The sequence below is a fragment of the Methanocella sp. MCL-LM genome (assembly GCF_049676595.1).
In the GTDB taxonomy this organism is placed as follows: domain Archaea; phylum Halobacteriota; class Methanocellia; order Methanocellales; family Methanocellaceae; genus Methanocella_A.
This window is the reverse complement of the sequence record NZ_CP187259.1, coordinates 2,535,731-2,554,061: the sequence shown is the minus strand read 5'-3', so window position 1 is coordinate 2,554,061 and position 18,331 is coordinate 2,535,731. Positions and strand designations below refer to the sequence as shown.

Sequence of the window (18,331 nt, the reverse complement as noted above, 5' to 3'; positions counted from 1 at the left end):
GCGTTTCTGGTTGTTCATATGGCCTGAGATAGCAATACGAACGCTGCGCTGTGCGTTTCTGATTACTCTGATGACGTGAGACAGCAACACGATCGCTGCGCTGTGCCAGATCACAGATTGTTACGGATTGCACAGATTGCAGAGATGACTATATTGGATAAGATGAATACTACGAATCATTCTATTTTGTTATCGATTAGCATCTGTGCAATCGGTGTAATCTGTCGTAATCTGTGATCCTGGCACAGCGCAGCGTTCGTCCACGTTCACGAGCACATAGACAACTTTTTATGAGTATCATAGAAATAGTGGCCGGCACAGCGCAGCGATGGGATTGTCCTATTGTTAAAAAGGAGCCTGATAGACTGTAATCAGTCCGTCTTATCGCTACCATTCAAGTTATTCTTGTGGTTGTTCTCGTAGACAATGCAGCCCGGGCATTCGTCCTTGATCGTTTCCGTATCCCGGTGCTCTTCTTTGTCTGACTCGAACACCCGCATCGCCTGGGCGAGAGCGGCCGTATTAGACAACGCGCTGGCCAGCAGGATGGTTTCGAACACCTGCTCTTCTGAGATGCCTTTACGTCTGGCGACGCGCAGGTGCATCTTCAGGCAATGGTCGCACTTTAAAGCGGTGGCCACGCCTATCGTGATTAGCTCGACTGTCTTCTCGTCCAGGTGCTCCGGGTTGCGGAGGACGGCGTCGTCGTAGATAATCTTGGGGAGCAGCACGTTCGGCTTGTCGCTCATGGCCTTGAGGATGAAGGGGACTTCACCATAGTCATCCTCTATGTTCTTGAGCAGTTCCTGTACTGCGTCATCCGGCTCTTTTCCGAAGATTCCTTTCAGCGTGTTTTCGAACTTCAACGTGCATCCCCGCTGTGAAAATGATAGAGTAGTTATCCGTCTGGGAGTATTTATAGGTAACCGGAACACGAGGGCGGAATGCTTTTGTGTCCGGACCTACACATACCTACCGATGAAACACCGGCGGATAATGCCCTTTATCTCTATGATCATCTACTCTGCTATCATCGTCGTGGCCGACGTTCTGCTCGCGGGGGCTTATACCCTGGTGACCGGCGGGGGAAGCATCCTCGTAACCCTCTCAAACCTGTTATTTATCGAGGGTGGGGTCGTTCTGCTGCTCGGGGCTATCGTCGAGTTCTTCCATCTCGCGGGCCGGGAGGATCGCATGGTCGTAGCTACCAGGGTTCTTTATCCGATCGGGGGCAATGAGAGTAAAAATGATGTGGAAGCTAACGTGGAAATTAGTCATCCGGGCTGGCTGCTCATCTTCCTGGGTGCGCTCCTCATCTTCTACTCCTTCACTTTTATCCTGCTCTTCGCAAAATAGGGCAGTGCTAACAGGCTTACTTCAAAAAGTATAAATCCTTAGATCAGGATGATTAATCTATGCTCGGCCGCACTGCCCCGATTCTCATAGCGGGGTTCGTCTTCCTGGCTCTGGTGGCTCCGGCTGCCACTGCAGATCAAAACATACCTTTACCACAGACAGAAGAATTTTTGTACCAGGATAAGCAGCGGCCGATTATCATTCACCTGATACAGGTGAACACAACGGATAAGCCGCTCATGAATATTTATCCGCCGGAAAATTCCCAGAACCTCAAATGGGTTCGCCTTGTTTACAGCTACGAGAATACCGGTGATTCCCAGGTCAGGGCGTTCATCAAGGTCATCTTCGTGGACAGCAACGGAAACCAGTACCAGAACACGAACGAGGAGTACACGGGTGAATATGTGCTGCCTCACACCATCACCGACCCTAAGTTCGTCGAAGTGGCGGTGCCGAAGAACGCCGAGATCACGCAGTTCATCCTCCGTCAGGGCTTCTATGAGACCGTTTACGAGATACCTAAAGTCACGGTAACGCCGACTTCATCTGTCCCGGCAACGACAGTGACCGGTACTCCCACGCCCGACGCCGTCCACAGGGGCATCGATGGCTGTCTGCCCTTCATACCCTTTGCTATGGCAGGAGGCCTTGCAGCCGCTGGTATGGTCATCAACAGGTCCGGGGTCAGGCGCCGTCTGCGGTAATCCTGAGTAAAAAATAAGAAAGTTACGTATGGCGGAGAATCGCTTATTTTTTCCGGCTTCCGGCGGCTACCACTCCCACGACCAGCAGAGGCAATATTATTGCGGCACACAAGCCTGTGGGATTCCCTTCGTTCCCGGTAACTGCGCCGATGTTAGCTGTTTTCGCAGTCTCCGTGTTTCCCGCCCAGTCTACGGACAGCGCATAAACCGTTATCTTGTCCTCGATTGACACGTTAAAGGGGCCGGCATACCTCGTCCAGCTGGCACCATCGAAGCTGTATACGGTCTTCAAGATACCTGCACCGCCTTCGTCGCTTGCATTCAGCGTAATCCGTGCAAGGGACGAGTTTGTCTTGTCCAGGTCCACGAGGATTGCGGTGACAGGCGCTATTGTGTCAGTAACCAGCGGAGAACTATTGTCTCCGGGCGCCGGCAGATCGACAGGGGCAATCAGAGAGCTATTCCGGGAGAGAATCGACGTATTCCCGACAGGCCGAATTAAATAGATCGCCGGATTGGATTTCATACCTGGAACAACCTTAGAGCCGGGTTTTATCAGCCCAATGCCCTGAGTGGGTGCAGGGGTGGCGGTGGCACTAATCGATGATCCCTGGGCTGTGGTAGCTTTCCATGTAGGGGTCGGGGTACTGGTCGCAGTAGCTGCCGGCAGGTTAGCCGTACCTTTTATGCCCGGCTGGCTAATGTGCCCTATTGTGGCCGATTTGTTCATCCCTGTCGGGGTAATGATCGAGGAAGTCCCGGGCGTAGCTGATATGTGCCCCTGGTATGTGGACTGGTCACCTGACTGGGTGCCTGTCACTGTAAACGTCGCTATGCTTATCACTGTGGCGTAATACGGAGCAAATTTCTGGACCCGGTGAGCGTAATAATCCGTCACGTACGCATACCCTTCATCGTTCACTGCAATATCGCATGCCCAGGTGAACTGGCCATCGCCCGTCCCGTCTCCCCCGAACTTGCCGATGTAATAGCCGTCTGGTGCATACATTTTAACCCAGTGGAAATTATCCACCACGAAAACTATGCCATTTGAATCCACGGCAATTTTCGCAGGGGCAGATAGTTCTCCATCTCCGGCTGCGTGGCCAGTCCAGTCCTCGGTGTAGTCACCATTCGGCGAGAACTTGTGGACGCGACGGTTCATCAAATCCATTATGTACATATTTCCGGCATGGTCCACCGCGACAGATCCCGGCTGGTTGAACTGGTATGGCCCGCTGCCGTAGCTGCCCCATTGTGTGATATAATCTCCGGTAGCTGAATGCTTAAGGACGCGATCGTTATTCCCGTCCGTTATGTAGAGATTGCCGTTTGGATCTGTTGTAACCGCGTTGGGGCTTATACTTGCAGAGCTTCCGCCGATAATACCGCTGATGAAGAGAAACGTATAGCCGGCGCTGCTACCACTACTAATACACTTTCGGACCTCGGTTTCATCAGTGACATAGATCGTATCGTCCGAGTCTGCCACGAGATCTGTGGGTTTCCAGCTACCGTCTGAAGCGCCGAATTTCTGGATGAAGTTGCCGCCCGACCCAAATTTCTGTACCCGGCCGTTCCCATAATCTGCGACATACACCTCTCCACTGGGGTCGACAGTGATTCCCATCGGATTCTGCAGCTTACCATCCCCGTCTCCGTATCCGCCCCACTTATGTACATAACTGTAGGTGGGGTAGGCGGCTTTGGCGTTTATCTCGAGGGTATACAGGCCAGGCCTGACCGGATTGTTGGCAGAGTCTCTGCAGTCCCAGATGACATGGTTTACGCCGGGTTCGAGGGTGCCAGCATCCAGAGTCCTGATGAGATTCTTGTCGGGATCGTATATGTCGATCGTGATGGCGGCTCTGGTAGCGTGTAGTGTGAAAGAAATGGTCGCGCTGTCGGTATTTTGAATAATCGTACCGGGGGTCATCTGGATGTTGGTCACGGCCAGCTGAGAATTTGCGCTCGCTACACTCGCGCTCGCTACGCCAGTCAGAATATCGCTTATGATATACAGGGATATCGCTAATATCAGAATTCCTGAACACGATATCTTCATCGCTTTTGCCAGTACGATCGAAAGAAAACCACTCTTCACTATCTGCTTCATACCACCACTCCCAAAATGCCCTTCTTTCTGACCGGCGTCTCGGGCCAGCCAGGTGCTTAACTGGATATTAAGGGATAGGTGCATATATAATTAGTTTCTATTCTGGCTTAGCTGAACTAAAAAAGACTGGGCGATATGGGCCGGGAGGTTTCCCTCCGGCCACAAAGGATCTATCTTCAGATAACAAACCCGGTTTCGGACTTAGGCAGTATCCTCAGGATGATGTAATCTTTCATCTTCGAGCGGTAGAGCTTTGCTACCTCTCTCATGTATATGCCCTCGTCGAACTTGACGTTGAGGATGCGGTCTGCGTACTCGTCGTAGGGTACCTTGATGCGGCAGCCGTTCAGCTGTAGCGTGATCGGCGTCGGAGACAGCGATTCGGGGATGTCGGGTATCTGCTTTTCGATCTCGTGCATCACTCTTGGCGGACTGACGCTGAGGGGGTCCTTGTCCAGCTCTTCCCGCCGCTGGTCAAGCACTTTGCCTGTGGCATCCACGAGCTTATCCAGTATAGCCAGCTCGTCTTTCTGCCTCGTCCTGTGCATGACTCTGCCAAGGCCTCCGATGTAGTCGACACATCCCGGTACTTCGGATACCTCCATAGTCGGGCCTCCCGTGACAATTATCGGTATCTCGATGTCCCGGAACAGCTTGGTCTTTTCCTTGATGCACTCCCGGAAGTTGCCGTAGGTGAAGACTGCGCAGTCGTGCTCGTTGATCAGGTCGATTTCAGCTGCCTTGAGCTGTGCCACGCGTTTGCCTACGCCTCTGGCCAGGCCTATCATGTTCGTCTTGGAGCCTGCCCTGCGGAGGTACTCGGCAAGGTCGCAGGCCAGGTGCGGTAAGTGCTGGTAGGCCAGCGTCGGGGTGACCACGGCTATCTCGGCGCCGGCGAGCGGGGCCTTGGTGAGCTTGCCCAGCAGTTCTTTCGACTTGGCCTCGATCAGCGGCAAATCCGCGTTCGGTACCAGCATGACTGCGATGACGTCCAGCTGGAGCACGTTTTTCTGCAGGATGTACCCGCCGAGGTCTTCGACCAGCTCGATCATCTGCTCGTGCTTGTAGATGCCACCCTGGTAAATCAGTGGTTCCATGCCTGTTCAGGCCTCCTTGTCCTGCTTGATCTCTTCCCTGATGCGGTGGCAAACTTCCATCCAGGCGGGCTTGATCGGGTCTTCCGAGGCGATGAAGGCGAGCGTATGCTCGGAAATGTAGTGCTTGCGGACCCTGAAGCCTTCGGGGGCTATCCTGATCAGCGCGTCGATCACCGCTTTCTTGAGCTCGTCCTTCGGGTCGTATACCACGATCGAGGATATCTCGTCGTGCAGGCGGCCATAGTCGCCTTCCATGGGTACGATGACCGAGGTTCTGTCAGTCGGGATAATCTTGTCTCTCCCGAACTTCAGGTAGAGCTTGCCTACTGCCGTCGAAGCGTACTGCTCTTCCCTGACCGAGACCATGATGCCTTCGTTGACGCCGTTGATGTCTGCCACGTCGCCGAGAGTAATGGTCGGCAGACCTTGCCTGAACATTCCCACTATGATAAACACGGGCTCCTTCGGGTCGATGTAGACTCGCAGGCGGCCGATAGCCCTCACCAGGTTCAGGTCGGTAAGCACGTCCCGGATGACGCTCTCGTATTTCTGAGCGCCTTCCTCATCCACGCATTCTACTTTGAAGACTTCGAGGGGCTCCATCATGTCACTGATCATCCTGTCCTTTCCCTCCCCTTATGCCGGAGACGAGAAGGGCGGCGCCAACTGCGCCGATGTGCTGGGAGTACGGCGGGACGACGATGTCGATCTTCAGCAGGTCGCCCATGGCTTTCACCAGGCCGATGTTAAGCGAAGATCCGCCCACCATGATCACCGGTTTTTTCACCTCAATCTCCTGTAACTGCTGCTCGAAAACCTGTTCAGCGACGCTGTAGCAGGCTGCTGCCGCCACGTCTTCCCGGGCGTGGCCCTGGGACAGTGAGTTGATTAAGCTCTGGGTGCCGAAGACGATACAGTAGCTGTTCATCGTTACCCTGGAGTGGTCGCCTTTGACTGCCAGCGCGCCCATGTCTCCGATTTCCACGCCCAGCCTGTTGGCCGACTGCTCCAGGAACCTGCCCGATGCGCCGGCACAGATGCCGCCCATCGTGAAGCTTCCCGGAATGCCGTCCTGGACTGAGATGGCCTTGTTGTCCATGCCGCCGATATCGATGACCGTGGCCGGGCCCTTCTGCATTCCGGCCAGGTATACGGCGCCTTTGGAATTGACCGTCAGCTCTTCCTGGATGAGGTCGGCATTGTAGTGCTTGCCGATCAGGAACCTGCCGTAGCCGGTGGTGCCGATCCCGTTCAGCTCTTCTCTCTTGACTCCGGCTTCTGCCAGCGCTTTGCTGAAGGCTTCTTCTGCGCTCTTGAGCACATCCGTGGATTTGACCCAGCCCGTGCCTATGATCTTGTTATCCCGCATGATGACGGCCTTAGTGGTGCTCGACCCTGAGTCGATGCCTGCTGTCAGGCCAGACTGCTCTTCCCTCGCGAGCAGGCTGCGGCGGAGCGCAGTGGTCGATAACGCTTCCATCCTGGTCAGCAGCGTCTCGTGAGATGTTCTCTCTGTAAAGGAGTAGCTGATGACCGGTAAGCCGGACTGCTGGTGCAGGTAGTCTCTCAAAGCGTTCCTGACGATGGCGCCTTCGGCGCACCGGAAGCAGGTCGTGATGAAGACTGCATCCGCCTTGGTTTCGCCTTTGGCGATGCTCTTGGCCCGGGCGATCATCAGGCGTAAGTCAGGGCTGGCTACCTGCAGGCCGAACGCGTTGGCGTTCTCCTTCACGTTGCCGATCTCTACCTCGGGAAAGACGATCTGGGCGTTGACCTGCTCTGCGGCCTTCTCGATCTCGGCCTGTACACCGCTGTGCTCCGAGCCGCAGGTGAGGTGCGCTATGCGTATCTTCCTCATTGGCTTCCCTCCGCCTTCGGCGCCACTTTCTCGGTCAGCTTATCCAGGAACTCGTTGACATATAACACGAAATTTTTCGCCTCGTTTTCGTTTTTGGGATACTGTAACTCAAGCACTGGCACTCCTTTCTTCCGGACCACGAACTTCAGCAGCTCGTTTGTTCTGGCGCAGCCCATGCACCCGAACATGTATTCGGCGTCCTCTACGATGATCGCCGCCTCCGCCTGCTCGATCAGCGGGTCCATCAGGGCCATCCGGCCTCTGACGCCCGACGGAATCTCGATGGCGGCGTACTTCAGGCCCTTCTTCGGGTCGTCCGGCGTCATGTTCATCGGCGGGGAGTCCAGGCTGGGGCTGGTCACTTTCTTGCGGACTTCGCTCATGAGCGTCAGGGGCTCGTGGCCGAAGCGTTCCACCAGATCGGCTAATATGAGGCTGTTAGGGGGATAGATAAAAATCTTCATTGCGCATCTCCTTCTGCGATAGTCGAATTGATGATCTCCTTGAACTTATCAACGTCAATGTTCTTCGGCCTCGGCTGGGATACTGGCTTATTGCCCCGCTCCACGAGCACCAGGCCTTTGCCTATATCGGGCAGGATGTCCAGCTCTTCCTTCAGCTGGTGGAACCCCGGCCTCGGGCCTCCTCCGCGATCGGCGCGACAGCGTCTCTTGTCTCCCGAGGGATAGCCGCGTTCCTTGATGAATATCTTGTGAGGGTGTTCGTTGCGCAGCTCTCCTGCGAGCCGGTTCACTTCGTCGCGTTTGCCTGTGATCATCAGCCCGTAGCACGTCTCTTTGATCACTACGTCGCTGGTAATTTTGTAAGCGCTGATCGCCACCTCCGCGGGTAGCAGCGAATCCGATATGACTACCATCTTGGTGATAATATCGTCCTGTGTCGCCATCATCGCACCTCCGTGAAGTAGACGGTTTCCTTATCCTTCGTCTTTCTCAGCTTTTCCATGTTCAGCACCCGGCCGATAATGTTGGTCGCGACATACTTCTCCCCTGTGGGGCCGAACTTGCTGCTGTCGCCGAACCTTACTCCCACCATGCCGGCGTACTTAGCGGCCATGTTGGTCAGCCCTATTTCCCCGGCCGCCACAGTCATGCCCTCATCCGGCTTGTTCTCCGGTATGAGTTCTCCTACGTGCACGGTCTTGCCCTTGAAGAGGAGCGTATCCTCGTACTTGAAGAATACGTTGAGAGCTCCCACGTGCTGCTCTTTCAAGCCCGTGGCCCTGCGGAAGTACTCGACCGACTGGGGCGCGACGTTATCGTACAGCTTGATCTCCACAAGGTTCTCCCTTGGAATCGATGTGATTTTGACGGTGCCGGAACTGACGATCTCCATGGTCGTCCTGGGCGTTTGATCGACGACTACGGCATCCTCGCCCTGGTGGCCGGCCTTCTCGTACGTGACGCCCCGCTGAGTCAGAAATGCCTCGGCAGCTTTCAGGTCCATGCCCAGCACACTGAGGCGATCGGGCATCGTCGTGACCGCTATGCGCTGGCCTGGAGACACAATCTTGACCAGCTCAATGCCGTTGATGACCCTGCCGACGATCGAGTGATAGATGCTCGACGTCATGTCCGCCCTCGAAATGTAGATGCGGCCTTTACCGCTACCGTCTGTGCGGATACTTACAGCGCCTTCACTTCTGGCTCCCAGGTTCTCGTACGGGCAGACCTCGCCCAGCATGATATCGCTGGATATGAACGTGCTGGCACAAAAGTCCACCGGGAACATTCCGTCCTTTACCGCCGCGTAGAAGTGCTCTGCACCTTCCCTGGCCTTCGGCAGCATTTCCACCTGCAGCGCAGTGTGAATTTCCATGCCGTCTTCCACAGGCATCGACGTGTCCATGGTGATAGTCTTGTTAGCGAACTTTTCCAGCTTCACGACCGGCTCGATGGACTTGATGCTATCTTCCTGGCCCAGGCTGTCCAGCACCTTTTTGCCCGAGATAATTTTACCGAAAGTTCCACCGCCTTTGACACCATAGTCAGAGGAGTGATCTGCTTTCGAGATGATCAGGTACGTGTTCTTGGCATCGTAGCCTCCGGTACCGAAGGCCACGTCCCATCGATGGTATTCTGCCTCGGTTTTCCCGGCGGTCACTCCGGTCGGAGCAGGCCCGAAGGCAATGGCGTGGCTGGTAGTCCACTTTGTCCCGGTACCAGTAAACTGGCTGTAGCTGTCCAGCCAGGCGTGCTTGAGCGCTCCGCTCAGTTCCAGCCGGACCTCGCCCCGGGTAGTCATTATCCTGAACTCTGTAGCCACCTCTTTGCGGGCTTCTTCCCTACCGCTGATGATGCCGATGACTGTGCCAGGGTAGTGGCTGGCACCTGCCGCGGCCAGCGCGTCGGCCACCGTAGCACCCTGCTTCACAGCCACCTTTTTCCCGTTGACATCTACGACATATTCTACGCTCAAAGTACCCTCTTCTCCATACCAAAATAATGTTTCAAATCAAATACTTTCTTTTGACCGTAATAAAAGAAAACACTTCCTCTGTTAGTTTAAAAAGATGGGCCTCACGGGCCCTGCGCCATGATCTGGCGCTCCTGCTCGGTGACCTTAGAGAGCACGGTATTGACGTCGCCGATGTCGACGATCTTGCCGCCACGCATCAGCATCACCCGGTCGCACACCATGCGGACGAACTCCATGTCGTGGGAAACAATGACGAACGTCTCTCCGATCTCGTCTCTCGAGGACAGGATCGAGTTGGCCACGTCCCGCTTGGTGAACGGGTCCATGGTGCCTGTCGGCTCGTCGAGGACGACGATGCGGGGCTCCCTGATCAGGACCTGCGCAAGCGCTACCCTGTGGCGTTCGCCTTCGGACAGCTCGTGCGGGAACTGGGGGAGGACTTCGCCGCTCTTTTCGTCGTTGAAGCCGGCGATCTGCAGCGTGTGCATAGCCTTTCTCTCCGCGAGCTCTGCCGGGAAGTCCAGGCCTATGGCGTCGGTCAGGTTGTCCACGACAGTCCTGTGCGGGTAGAGGTCATACTCCTGGTGTAGCAGGCCTACGTACTGCTTTGCCCTGCCTCGGGCATAGTAGCCGGGCTCCAGCATGTTGACCCAGTCGTCGCCGATCCTCACTTCGCAGATGCCGTGGGTTTCCTCGAGGTTGCCGGTGATGGCGTTGGACAGGGATGTCTTACCTGCGCCGCTGACGCCGACCACTCCGAAGATTTCTCCTTCTTTCACCTCAAAGGTGACCTTGTTGATCGCCTTGATGATGCCCCGGTCGATGGACAGGTACGTCTTCTCCAGATCCTGTACCCTGATGATCGGGCCGCCGGCGGTGAACTCTTTCTTCTCCACCGTCTTAGAGGATTTCATGAACTCCTTGATCACGTCGTCGGGAGAGCCGTCGATCTTGATCTCGCCGTTGTCCAGCAGGATGGCCCTGGTGGCCATGTCCTTGATCGTCTCCTGGAAGTGCGAGGTGATGAGCACTGTCATGTTATTGTCTTTCGCCGCCTGGACGATGCCCTGGTGGACGATTGCTGCAGTCTTGGGGTCAAGTGTGCCGGTAGGCTCGTCGGCGAGCAGCATCATGGGCTCCTTAGCCAGTTGCCTGGCCAGGACGACCCGCTGCTTTTCACCGCCCGAAAGGTCTCTCGCGATGTGCATCATGCGGTGGGACAGCTTCACCTGATCAATCAGGTCGGCAGCCCGCTGGACAAGCTGGCCCTGGGTGTGGTCTTTGGAATAGTTCACGTCTTCCAGTGCCCGCATCACGTTCTCGATGACCCGGTCGTCGCCGTACAGGGCAAACGTACGCTGGATCATGATGGCGATCCTGGTTGAAATGCTCCTGCGGTCCCCGTCAGTCATGTCGGCTGCTAAGGTATCGACATCTCTGGCCTTCATGGTGCCGCCACACTTCGGGCAGGCTTTGCCGGTCCAGGATGGCGGGTTAGTGTAGCCGCATTTCTCGCAGCTCGCCAGATGGAATACTATGCTCCCGGACGCAGGGATGTCCTCGTCCAGGCCCCGGATCACGTGTAACAGGATGGTCTTGCCGGCTCCGCTACGGCCGATGATGCCGAGAACCTCGCCCTCGTTGATGGTGAGGTTGATGTTTTTAAGTACGCTTTTCTCGCCGTACTTCACGTTCAGGTTCTTAACTTCGATAAAGGCAGTCACTCCAGTTTCCTCCGGGTTATGATTGTAAAGGTTTGAATGTAAAGGTCATTTTCCTTCGGGTAATCGTTTGCTGATCACTTCTTCGACATTTCTAATGTTGTCAATCACGACGTCGGCCGAGTCGTAAAGTATCTGCGGCCGCGGGCCAGCCTGCTGGACGGTAAGCACTCCGATGTCCGCCGCCTGGATCGCCTGGTGGTCGTTGATTCCGTCACCGACCATCACTACCCGGTCATACTTCTCCCGAAGCTTTATGACCAGCTCCTTTTTCCCCGACGGTGACAGGGCATCAAAAGCCCTCGCTTCGGGGAGGCCGAGTTCCCGGGCCAGCGCGGACAGCGACTTACGGTTGTCTCCGGACGCGATATAGACGTCCACCCCCAGTTCGCCCAGTCTCCGGATCAGCTGCTTGACACCTGAGAAAAGCCGGCCGCCTGTGGCCAGCACGTAGGGTATTTCTGAATGGGGCACGTCGACAACGAAACCCATATTGACATAATATATATCTTTACACTTAAGCTTAACCGCGGCGACTGCATCCCGCATATCGCCTATCGTGGCCTGCGTATCTCCCATCGCCGCCTGTGATATCCGATCAGTCGTGCATTTGCTGCGCCTGCAGATGACGTCGAGCCCGATGCTGGACGAGGCCAGGAACGCCGATATAGTAGTCCCGGCGTTGAGCTTATCCAGAAAGTCGGCCGAGTCCGCCCTCATGGCCACAAGGGCACAGCCTTGGTGTTGCAGAACCATGTTGGTCGAAGCCACGTTCTCGGTGATCTGCCCGGTCCGGACATTTTTGGCTACTCTGTACGCCTTTAACAAGGTGCCTGCGCTATCGAAGATCACGGCAGTTTTCATAATATCTATCCTGGTCGGGGTCTACATTCTTCACGGCGTTAAGGGCCGCCGGCAGGCCGCGGTTACTTAAAATCAATATATGTAGCCTATATGATTAGTAGTTTATGATGCCGTAACATCCGGCAGAAATGCGCCGAGCCGGTATCATTCCAGTTTACGAGCTTTCCTGCTGCCTATTTAGGCAGCGCTGCTTACCTGGGCAGCGCTTCGTCAAACCTGCCGCTGAACTCGCCCAGGTCAAAGACCTTGATCAGTGAGCCGTTTTGCAGCATGATGATGTAGCCCCGGTTGCGGAGCATGTCCAGGCTTTCCCGCAGGACGGCATCATCCATGGCGAGGGCTTTTTTCAGCTCCTGTCGTTTGACATACTGGGCTCCTGACTCCTCGATCAAGCGCCGGATTTCCAGGTAGACCGAGATGTCCCGGCGGGATAAGTTCGCATCGAAGTTGCTGATACTGACCGATCGCTTTTTGCCTGCCACCTGCACGCCTTTGATCTCCACGCCGTCGAAGGCGCTGCGGAGGTCTTCGTACGCTTCCACCTGGCGGTTCCACAGGTCGTGATATAGGTCTTCAGTTACTTTGCGCTGAGAATCCAGCAGCCCTGTGGCGCCATCCAGGTACTTGTAGATGGCGTTGTTCTGCACCAGGCGCATGCGGGCAAAGGCCTCCGCGACCTTGACCTCTGCCAGCGGGGTCATGTTGAAGTCTACGGACATCTTTTCCATCCGCTTGCGAGCTTTCTTGATCGAGCTTTCGATGGGCTTGATGTCCTCTCTCCTGAGGTGTGGCTGGCAGATCAGCGCCGTCAGCTGGTACGACACGACGTCTGCCGAAAGCTGCTGCCTGAAATGGTACCTTGACTGAAGGTGGATCATCGGCAGGTGAATGTTAAGCGAGGTGCCCGGGTCAGTCATCAGGTTGACTTCTCTCACCTTGTTCCTCAGCCGTTCCATGCCTGCTTCCTTGCCCGGGGTGACCTGCATGTACACATACGCGGGGTTGACGATCTTGAACCCCGTCGGGATGCAGTCCAGCACGCCGTCTTTGAACTGCCGCACGATGTCTGCTCTGCCGGGCTCGTTTTCCAGGAACGATTCCCGCCTGACGGTAAGGCCGCCTCTGCCCGTCTCGTTCGAAGGGCAGCTGACCAGCTGCAAAGGCAGGACTACGTCCAGATTATCTTTCTCCGCATTTTCGAAGTTGACCGTAGCCTCCCGCCGAAACTCCTCGATGTACAGTTTGGGGTGGGGTAAAATGTTAAGGAGCTCCCTGTCGGGGATCGTTTCCACGGACTTTACTGTAAAAGACTTGTACTGCTCCGGAAACTTTTCCTCGTGCGGAGGGCCGGTGACCTCTATCCTTACAAACTGGTTTTCGGTCAGGAGCCTGTCGTAACCCTCCGGCAGGATGTAATAGGTGGGTATGCCGGCTTTACCCATAAACGGGCTTTTTGACAGGGTAAATATTCTGTTCCCGCCGTCCGGCAGCCACTTGAGCCAGCCCCAGTGCTGCTTGTCCTGATCGTACAGCAGCGCCCGCTCGAAATCTGCAAGCCCGCTGCCCATCCAGTCCCGGATTAAAGCTGCCATGGTGGTACTGTAAGCCCGGCAGGCATATGAAAATTGTGCCAAAGCGTCACTGTGTCCACAGCTATGCTGTGTCCACAGTAATGTATCGCTCACTGTTTCGGGGGCATGAAGCGCATGGCCAGGACTACCATACCTGCACAAATGATCGCAATAACGCCTATCGATATGCCATATGTTTTCAGCAGATTTTCCGGCGTAATCGGGAAGGGCGTCGGAGTGGGGGGCTTCGGTGTCACAGTTTTTCCCGTGGCGTTTGCCGGCGTAGTGGGCTTGACGATCGGAGTCGCCGTAACATTGGTTGATGGCGTGGCGTTAACATCCGGCGTGGGCACAAGCGTCGGTGTCGCATATGCTTTTCTGAGGTTCATAGCAGCGGTCGCCTTCGAAGAATCCAGCACCAGGGGCAGATCTGCTGTTTCATCCCCTGCGGATGCCTGGAGGTTATACCTGCCATACCAGATGTCGTCGAAGCTGAAGCTACCTTCAGCATCGGATACTGCTGTAGCCATCTGGGTCAGCTTGCCCTCGTAAACCCTGAACAGGGTGACTTTAACACCCGGGACAAGGGTGCCATCAGGGTCGCTGACATATCCTTTGATGCTGCCCCGGCTCATGGGGAGAATGATGTCCATGTTATAGGTGCCCCTGATGACCTGCACCTTCGTGGAGTTGCTGAAAGCAGATTCGTTGGCAGTGACCATGTAGTCGCCGGCTGGCATGACTGAGAAGCGATATGTGCCGTTAGCATCGGCCAATCCGCTGCCATCGGTCGAGTTGCCGTTCTCGGTGCTATTGTAGCCCGTATACTTCCCTACACCGTCCCACCGGGAGAGGAATACATTTGCGTATGGCACCGGCTGCATGGTCTTGTCGTAAACGGTGCCGGTGATCATGTTGGGCATTACCAGGTTGATCGACAGGCTCGTCGAACCGCTCCCCGTCGACTGGACGCACTCAGCGTTGATCTTGACGTTCCTGGCCAGGGTATCGGAGGGTATATCACCGTACTGCACCGCCACTTTTCCGCCGCTGGTGGGCAGGATCAGCTCGGTGCCGTTCTGGTTTCCGGCTATGAACTTGCCCGGGTTAGGGTAATAGCTGTCCTGCGAAACTACCACATTCATATTATCGGGAACCGGCTTGCCGTCGATATCGTAAAGCCTGATGACGACATTCGCCCGGGACGTATCATCCGCATTGATGACTGCCTTATCACTCTCAACCGTCATCCGGCTGATGTGCGGGAAGATGCGGACGGTCACAACCGTAGAAGTGCCTTCTATCACCGAGAAGTGCTGGGTCACGCTCTGGCCCCATTCGCCTTTTTTAACTACCAGCCTGTAGCCCCAGGACTCGTCGTTCGCCTCCAGGTTGGTGATGTAGAAGTTGCCCTGGGCATCAGTGGTCACTTTAGCCATGCCGACATCGGTGCCGGTCACGTCCTTCTGGAGCTCGACTTCGGCGCCCGGAATGCCGGTCTGCTGGTCAGGCATGGTGACCCGGCCCATCAGGTACCCGGTCCCTTCGGCGCTGGCACTGGTAATGAATAGCGAGTACACTATCAGTAAGTTCAAAATAATAATTACTGAAGTGAAATAAACCCTATTCATCCCTATTTTCATCTAATACCGTTAATGACGGCTTATCTCTTAAACGTTTCGATAAATCGTGGTATGCTGATCATGGCTACGCAAGAGCGTCCCCGGATAAACCCGGTAAATATGGGTGGCTTGTGTTCTACTGTCACACAAATGCAGACAAGCAGCTATCATTCCAAAACTGACATTGACAACGGGTGGAGTATGATGATCACAAAGTTGCTTGTACTAACGTTATTAGCTGCTGCGGTAATCCTTACCGGTGCCTATGCCCAGGGCGATGGGGCGAAACATGCGATTGCCGTGCTGAAAAATGCGGATGGCGAAGAAGTAGGAGTTGCCCGGTTTACCGAAGATGACCGGGGCGTTGTTCTGGTCAACGTCACAGCGGAAGGACTCCCTCCTGGCTACCACGGCATCCACATCCACGAAAAGGGTGACTGTACTCCGCCCTTTACAGCTGCCGGGGATCATTACAACCCGCTTGGAAAACAACACGGGCTTAACAATCCTCAGGGCCCGCATGCGGGTGATCTGCCAGACCTGAAGGTGAACCGGGCCGGCACCGGGAGGCTTAATGTGACCACTGATCGCGTGACTCTGTCGCCGGGCCCGACAACGCTCTTCGATGCCGACGGAAGCGCCATTATTATCCATGCAGGCTCGGATGACCAGATGACCGATCCGGCAGGCAATAGCGGTGGCCGAATCGCCTGCGGCGTCATAAAAAGGGTTGAGGCCACAGGATAAGCTGTGGCCACAGTATAAGCTGTGGCCACACTTCAGCTCCGGTCAGAACTCTAACCTGCAGGTCGACCCGGCCATGATGTCCTGGTTCCGGATGTACAGGCCGACATCTGCTTCATTGGTGACCGTCACCTTGTCTGCCATGAGCCCGCTGTAGTCATATCTGGCCCGGCCTACGCCGATGGCTTCTCCGAACTTGTTGGCGATGATGACCCGCTCGTTCTGCCTGATGCTTTCGTCCGCCCAGGTGATGGACGTCCCGAAGACATCTCTGCCGTAGAGCACCAGCGATTCCGCCTGGCCGACGACTTCTACTTTCTTCTTCTCTGACGCCCTGGCAATCAGGTACAGCCCTTCCAGCGTCGGCAGGAACTGCTTTTTGCCGACCTCGCCGATACATAAGCCTGCTGTCATGGGCTCCGGGTCTCTGCCGATCGCGAAGAACTTTACCTCCGGCGTCGTGACGAAAATCTCGACCTTATCGCCCTGCTTCGCCACCAGGTTCAGGTCTTTCGACAGGTCGAAAGCCCCCCAGTAGTCCAGCCCCCGGCGAACCAGGGTCAGCTCGTTTTTCTTAAGACCCCTATACATAGCGCAACCTCGCAACGAAAAAGCCTGTCGTATTGTGTATGTGCGGATACATGCGTCTGGCGTTTTTCACTTCGGGGGTGAAGGTCAGGTTCCCGAACTTCCCGATGCCCGGCAAGCCGTATGGCACCGGCTCGACTTTCAACCCATATTTCTTCACTGCGTAATCGATGATCAGCTCGTCCTCTTCCGGGGCATAAGAGCAGGTGGAGTAGACGAGCGTTCCCCCGGGCTTGAGAACTTTCATCGCCGCGTCGATCAGCTCATGCTGAGCGGTGGAGCAGAACTGGATGTCTGCTTCTTCTCTGCTGGTCTTCCTGCTCCGGTCTCTGGCGATCACGCCTTCGCCGGTGCACGGGGCATCCAGCAGTATCTTGTCGGCCTTGATTCCGATCTTGTCTGCCTCCAGCGCATCCATGTGGTAAATAACGGTGTTCATGACTCCGCACCGGCCGATATTGGTACGTAGCGACGGAAGCCTGGCCACCTCTTTCTCGATGGCAACGATCAGCCCTTCGTTGTTCATCAGCTGGGCCATGTGGGTGGTCTTTCCTCCCGGGGAGGCAGCCATGTCCATGACTGTGTCGCCCGGGTTAGGGGCCAGCGCCAGAGGCGGAATCATCGAGGACTTGTCCTGAATGTAGAAATACCCGAGCAGGTGCTCGGCCGAGGCGCCTATAGAATACGGCTCTCCCATGACCTCGAAACAATCCGGAATGTCTGCCGGCTTCAGGATAAATCCTTTATCGGTCAGCCTCTTCAGCAGCGCGTTGGGCGCAATCTTCAGAGTGTTGACTCTGATGTAGGTGACCGGCGGCGCCTCCATGCTGGCCAGAAACTTTTCCAGCTCCGGCACCAGCACGGCAAACCTCGCCACCATGTACTCATTATAGCCATACTTCTTCGCCAGCTCGGAAATGCGGGCGTCTACAGGGAACTCCTGAATTACAACACTTTCCACGTTAAAACGATCCCCTCGTCCATCGGTTCAAATTTCACGAGCTTCAGCTCTACAGCCTCGCTCCGCTCGCCGATACCCGGCCCGTCCATAAATGTGGGCGCCTCTTTGCCCCCGATGATCAGGTTGCCCACGAACACCGATATCTCGTCCACGAGTCTGCGGCTGACCATCGCGTAGTTCAGCGTGGCCCCGCCCTCGATCATCAGCCTGCTGATGCCCCGCTTCTTGAGCTCTGCAGACATCTGCTCCAGGTCGACTTCCTCTTTGCCGCAGACTATGATCTCGGCTTTCTCACGAAGCGCTTCCACACGATCTGCCGGCGCGGCCTGCGAGACTACAACGATTCTCTTGCCCGTGCCTTTTTTAAAGATATCGGCTGTAACGGGCGTCCGGGCCTGCGAGTCCACGACGACCCTGGCAGGGTTCTCGTCCTTGCCTCCGGCAGATCTGCGCTTGCGGCGCTCCTCTGACTTGACCGTCAGGCTGGGATCATCGGCCAGCACCGTGCCGATGCCGACCATGACCGCGTCGCTGCCGGCCCGGAGCTCGTCGACCCGGTCAAAGTCCGCCTTGCCGGAAATCTTGACCTGCTTCCTCTTTTTGGTCGAGATCTTGCCGTCCGCGCTCATGGCTGAGTTGATGAACGTGTATGGCCTGTCTAGCATGATCAAGCCATGGGCTGGTACA

18 protein-coding genes are annotated in these 18,331 nt (G+C 55.8%); 3 read left to right on the top strand and 15 right to left on the bottom strand.

Features of this window, described 5'->3' with window-relative positions:
• Positions 1-371: 371 nt before the first annotated feature.
• The gene (locus tag ACPLPM_RS13055; protein WP_424357212.1) at positions 372-866 is read right to left on the bottom strand and encodes a carboxymuconolactone decarboxylase family protein; all 495 of its coding nucleotides are present in this window, start codon (positions 864-866) and stop codon (positions 372-374) included.
• A 112-nt stretch (positions 867-978) separates the two neighbouring features.
• Between ACPLPM_RS13055 and ACPLPM_RS13050 the strand changes: the two genes are divergently transcribed.
• Both ACPLPM_RS13050 and ACPLPM_RS13045 read left to right on the top strand, forming a co-directional pair.
• Positions 979-1,356: a hypothetical protein gene (locus ACPLPM_RS13050; RefSeq protein ID WP_424357211.1), complete on the top strand. Its 378-nt coding sequence runs from the start codon at positions 979-981 to the stop codon at positions 1,354-1,356.
• 59 nt (positions 1,357-1,415) lie between these two features.
• Positions 1,416-2,063 (top strand): hypothetical protein, encoded by a 648-nt coding sequence (locus ACPLPM_RS13045; protein WP_424357210.1) that lies wholly within the window; start codon positions 1,416-1,418, stop codon positions 2,061-2,063.
• Between the two features lie 43 nt (positions 2,064-2,106).
• Here ACPLPM_RS13045 and ACPLPM_RS13040 read toward each other — a convergent pair whose 3' ends face one another.
• The 11 genes from ACPLPM_RS13040 to ACPLPM_RS12990 all read right to left on the bottom strand — a co-directional run bounded on the left by ACPLPM_RS13040 (position 2,107) and on the right by ACPLPM_RS12990 (position 15,324).
• Complete coding sequence (locus ACPLPM_RS13040) at positions 2,107-4,179, bottom strand: OmpL47-type beta-barrel domain-containing protein (protein WP_424357209.1); 2,073 nt, start codon at positions 4,177-4,179, stop codon at positions 2,107-2,109.
• A 176-nt stretch (positions 4,180-4,355) separates the two neighbouring features.
• On the bottom strand, positions 4,356-5,276 hold the full coding sequence (locus tag ACPLPM_RS13035) for a methanogenesis marker 7 protein (RefSeq protein WP_424357208.1): 921 nt from the start codon (positions 5,274-5,276) through the stop codon (positions 4,356-4,358).
• A gap of 6 nt (positions 5,277-5,282) precedes the next feature.
• Entirely contained in the window at positions 5,283-5,894 is a 612-nt protein-coding gene (locus tag ACPLPM_RS13030; protein WP_424357207.1) for a methanogenesis marker 17 protein, read from the bottom strand.
• On the bottom strand, positions 5,884-7,134 hold the full coding sequence (locus ACPLPM_RS13025; protein WP_424357206.1) for a methanogenesis marker 15 protein: 1,251 nt from the start codon (positions 7,132-7,134) through the stop codon (positions 5,884-5,886). The genes ACPLPM_RS13030 and ACPLPM_RS13025 overlap by 11 nt, the downstream gene beginning before the upstream one ends.
• Entirely contained in the window at positions 7,131-7,598 is a 468-nt protein-coding gene (locus tag ACPLPM_RS13020; RefSeq protein ID WP_424357205.1) for a methanogenesis marker 5 protein, read from the bottom strand. Before ACPLPM_RS13020 ends, ACPLPM_RS13025 begins: the two co-directional genes overlap by 4 nt.
• On the bottom strand, positions 7,595-8,044 hold the full coding sequence (locus ACPLPM_RS13015) for a methanogenesis marker 6 protein (RefSeq protein WP_424357204.1): 450 nt from the start codon (positions 8,042-8,044) through the stop codon (positions 7,595-7,597). The genes ACPLPM_RS13020 and ACPLPM_RS13015 overlap by 4 nt, the downstream gene beginning before the upstream one ends.
• Complete coding sequence (mmp3, locus tag ACPLPM_RS13010; protein WP_424357203.1) at positions 8,041-9,573, bottom strand: methyl-coenzyme M reductase-associated protein Mmp3; 1,533 nt, start codon at positions 9,571-9,573, stop codon at positions 8,041-8,043. The genes ACPLPM_RS13015 and mmp3 overlap by 4 nt, the downstream gene beginning before the upstream one ends.
• A 101-nt stretch (positions 9,574-9,674) precedes the next feature.
• A complete protein-coding gene (gene atwA, locus ACPLPM_RS13005) occupies positions 9,675-11,297 on the bottom strand; it encodes a methyl coenzyme M reductase system, component A2 (protein ID WP_424357202.1) in 1,623 nt (540 codons plus the stop codon).
• Positions 11,298-11,342: 45 nt separating this feature from the next.
• On the bottom strand, positions 11,343-12,158 hold the full coding sequence (locus ACPLPM_RS13000) for an HAD-IC family P-type ATPase (protein WP_424357201.1): 816 nt from the start codon (positions 12,156-12,158) through the stop codon (positions 11,343-11,345).
• 191 nt (positions 12,159-12,349) lie between these two features.
• Complete coding sequence (locus ACPLPM_RS12995; protein ID WP_424357200.1) at positions 12,350-13,750, bottom strand: hypothetical protein; 1,401 nt, start codon at positions 13,748-13,750, stop codon at positions 12,350-12,352.
• Between the two features lie 89 nt (positions 13,751-13,839).
• Positions 13,840-15,324 (bottom strand): carboxypeptidase-like regulatory domain-containing protein, encoded by a 1,485-nt coding sequence (locus ACPLPM_RS12990; protein ID WP_424357199.1) that lies wholly within the window; start codon positions 15,322-15,324, stop codon positions 13,840-13,842.
• 231 nt (positions 15,325-15,555) lie between these two features.
• On the opposite strand from ACPLPM_RS12990, the gene ACPLPM_RS12985 reads away from it, so the two are divergent.
• Positions 15,556-16,098: a superoxide dismutase family protein gene (locus tag ACPLPM_RS12985; RefSeq protein ID WP_424359987.1), complete on the top strand. Its 543-nt coding sequence runs from the start codon at positions 15,556-15,558 to the stop codon at positions 16,096-16,098.
• Positions 16,099-16,140: 42 nt separating this feature from the next.
• Here the strand turns inward: ACPLPM_RS12985 and ACPLPM_RS12980 are convergent, their stop codons facing one another.
• The 3 genes from ACPLPM_RS12980 to ACPLPM_RS12970 are packed head-to-tail and all read right to left on the bottom strand — an operon-like array spanning position 16,141 to position 18,309.
• A complete protein-coding gene (locus ACPLPM_RS12980; RefSeq protein WP_424357198.1) occupies positions 16,141-16,686 on the bottom strand; it encodes a PUA domain-containing protein in 546 nt (181 codons plus the stop codon).
• Positions 16,679-17,644, bottom strand: coding sequence for an NOL1/NOP2/sun family putative RNA methylase (locus ACPLPM_RS12975; protein WP_424357197.1), 966 nt, complete (start codon positions 17,642-17,644; stop codon positions 16,679-16,681). Before ACPLPM_RS12975 ends, ACPLPM_RS12980 begins: the two co-directional genes overlap by 8 nt.
• Positions 17,629-18,309 carry a 2,5-diamino-6-(ribosylamino)-4(3H)-pyrimidinone 5'-phosphate reductase gene (locus tag ACPLPM_RS12970; RefSeq protein WP_424357196.1) on the bottom strand — a complete coding sequence of 227 codons (681 nt, stop codon included), beginning with the start codon at positions 18,307-18,309 and terminating at the stop codon, positions 17,629-17,631. The genes ACPLPM_RS12975 and ACPLPM_RS12970 overlap by 16 nt, the downstream gene beginning before the upstream one ends.
• Positions 18,310-18,331 lie beyond the last annotated feature (22 nt).

Excerpts from the sequence above, each read along its gene's own strand:
- ACPLPM_RS13050 (WP_424357211.1), top strand. The coding sequence starts at position 979 with ATGAAACACCGGCGGATAATGCCCTTTATCTCTATGATCATCTACTCT.
- ACPLPM_RS13045 (WP_424357210.1), top strand. The coding sequence starts at position 1,416 with ATGCTCGGCCGCACTGCCCCGATTCTCATAGCGGGGTTCGTCTTCCTG.
- ACPLPM_RS13040 (WP_424357209.1), bottom strand. The coding sequence starts at position 4,179 with ATGAAGCAGATAGTGAAGAGTGGTTTTCTTTCGATCGTACTGGCAAAA.
- ACPLPM_RS13035 (WP_424357208.1), bottom strand. The coding sequence starts at position 5,276 with ATGGAACCACTGATTTACCAGGGTGGCATCTACAAGCACGAGCAGATG.
- ACPLPM_RS13030 (WP_424357207.1), bottom strand. The coding sequence starts at position 5,894 with ATGATCAGTGACATGATGGAGCCCCTCGAAGTCTTCAAAGTAGAATGC.
- ACPLPM_RS13025 (WP_424357206.1), bottom strand. The coding sequence starts at position 7,134 with ATGAGGAAGATACGCATAGCGCACCTCACCTGCGGCTCGGAGCACAGC.
- ACPLPM_RS13020 (WP_424357205.1), bottom strand. The coding sequence starts at position 7,598 with ATGAAGATTTTTATCTATCCCCCTAACAGCCTCATATTAGCCGATCTG.
- ACPLPM_RS13015 (WP_424357204.1), bottom strand. The coding sequence starts at position 8,044 with ATGATGGCGACACAGGACGATATTATCACCAAGATGGTAGTCATATCG.
- ACPLPM_RS13000 (WP_424357201.1), bottom strand. The coding sequence starts at position 12,158 with ATGAAAACTGCCGTGATCTTCGATAGCGCAGGCACCTTGTTAAAGGCG.
- ACPLPM_RS12995 (WP_424357200.1), bottom strand. The coding sequence starts at position 13,750 with ATGGCAGCTTTAATCCGGGACTGGATGGGCAGCGGGCTTGCAGATTTC.
- ACPLPM_RS12985 (WP_424359987.1), top strand. The coding sequence starts at position 15,556 with ATGATCACAAAGTTGCTTGTACTAACGTTATTAGCTGCTGCGGTAATC.
- ACPLPM_RS12980 (WP_424357198.1), bottom strand. The coding sequence starts at position 16,686 with ATGTATAGGGGTCTTAAGAAAAACGAGCTGACCCTGGTTCGCCGGGGG.
- ACPLPM_RS12970 (WP_424357196.1), bottom strand. The coding sequence starts at position 18,309 with ATGCTAGACAGGCCATACACGTTCATCAACTCAGCCATGAGCGCGGAC.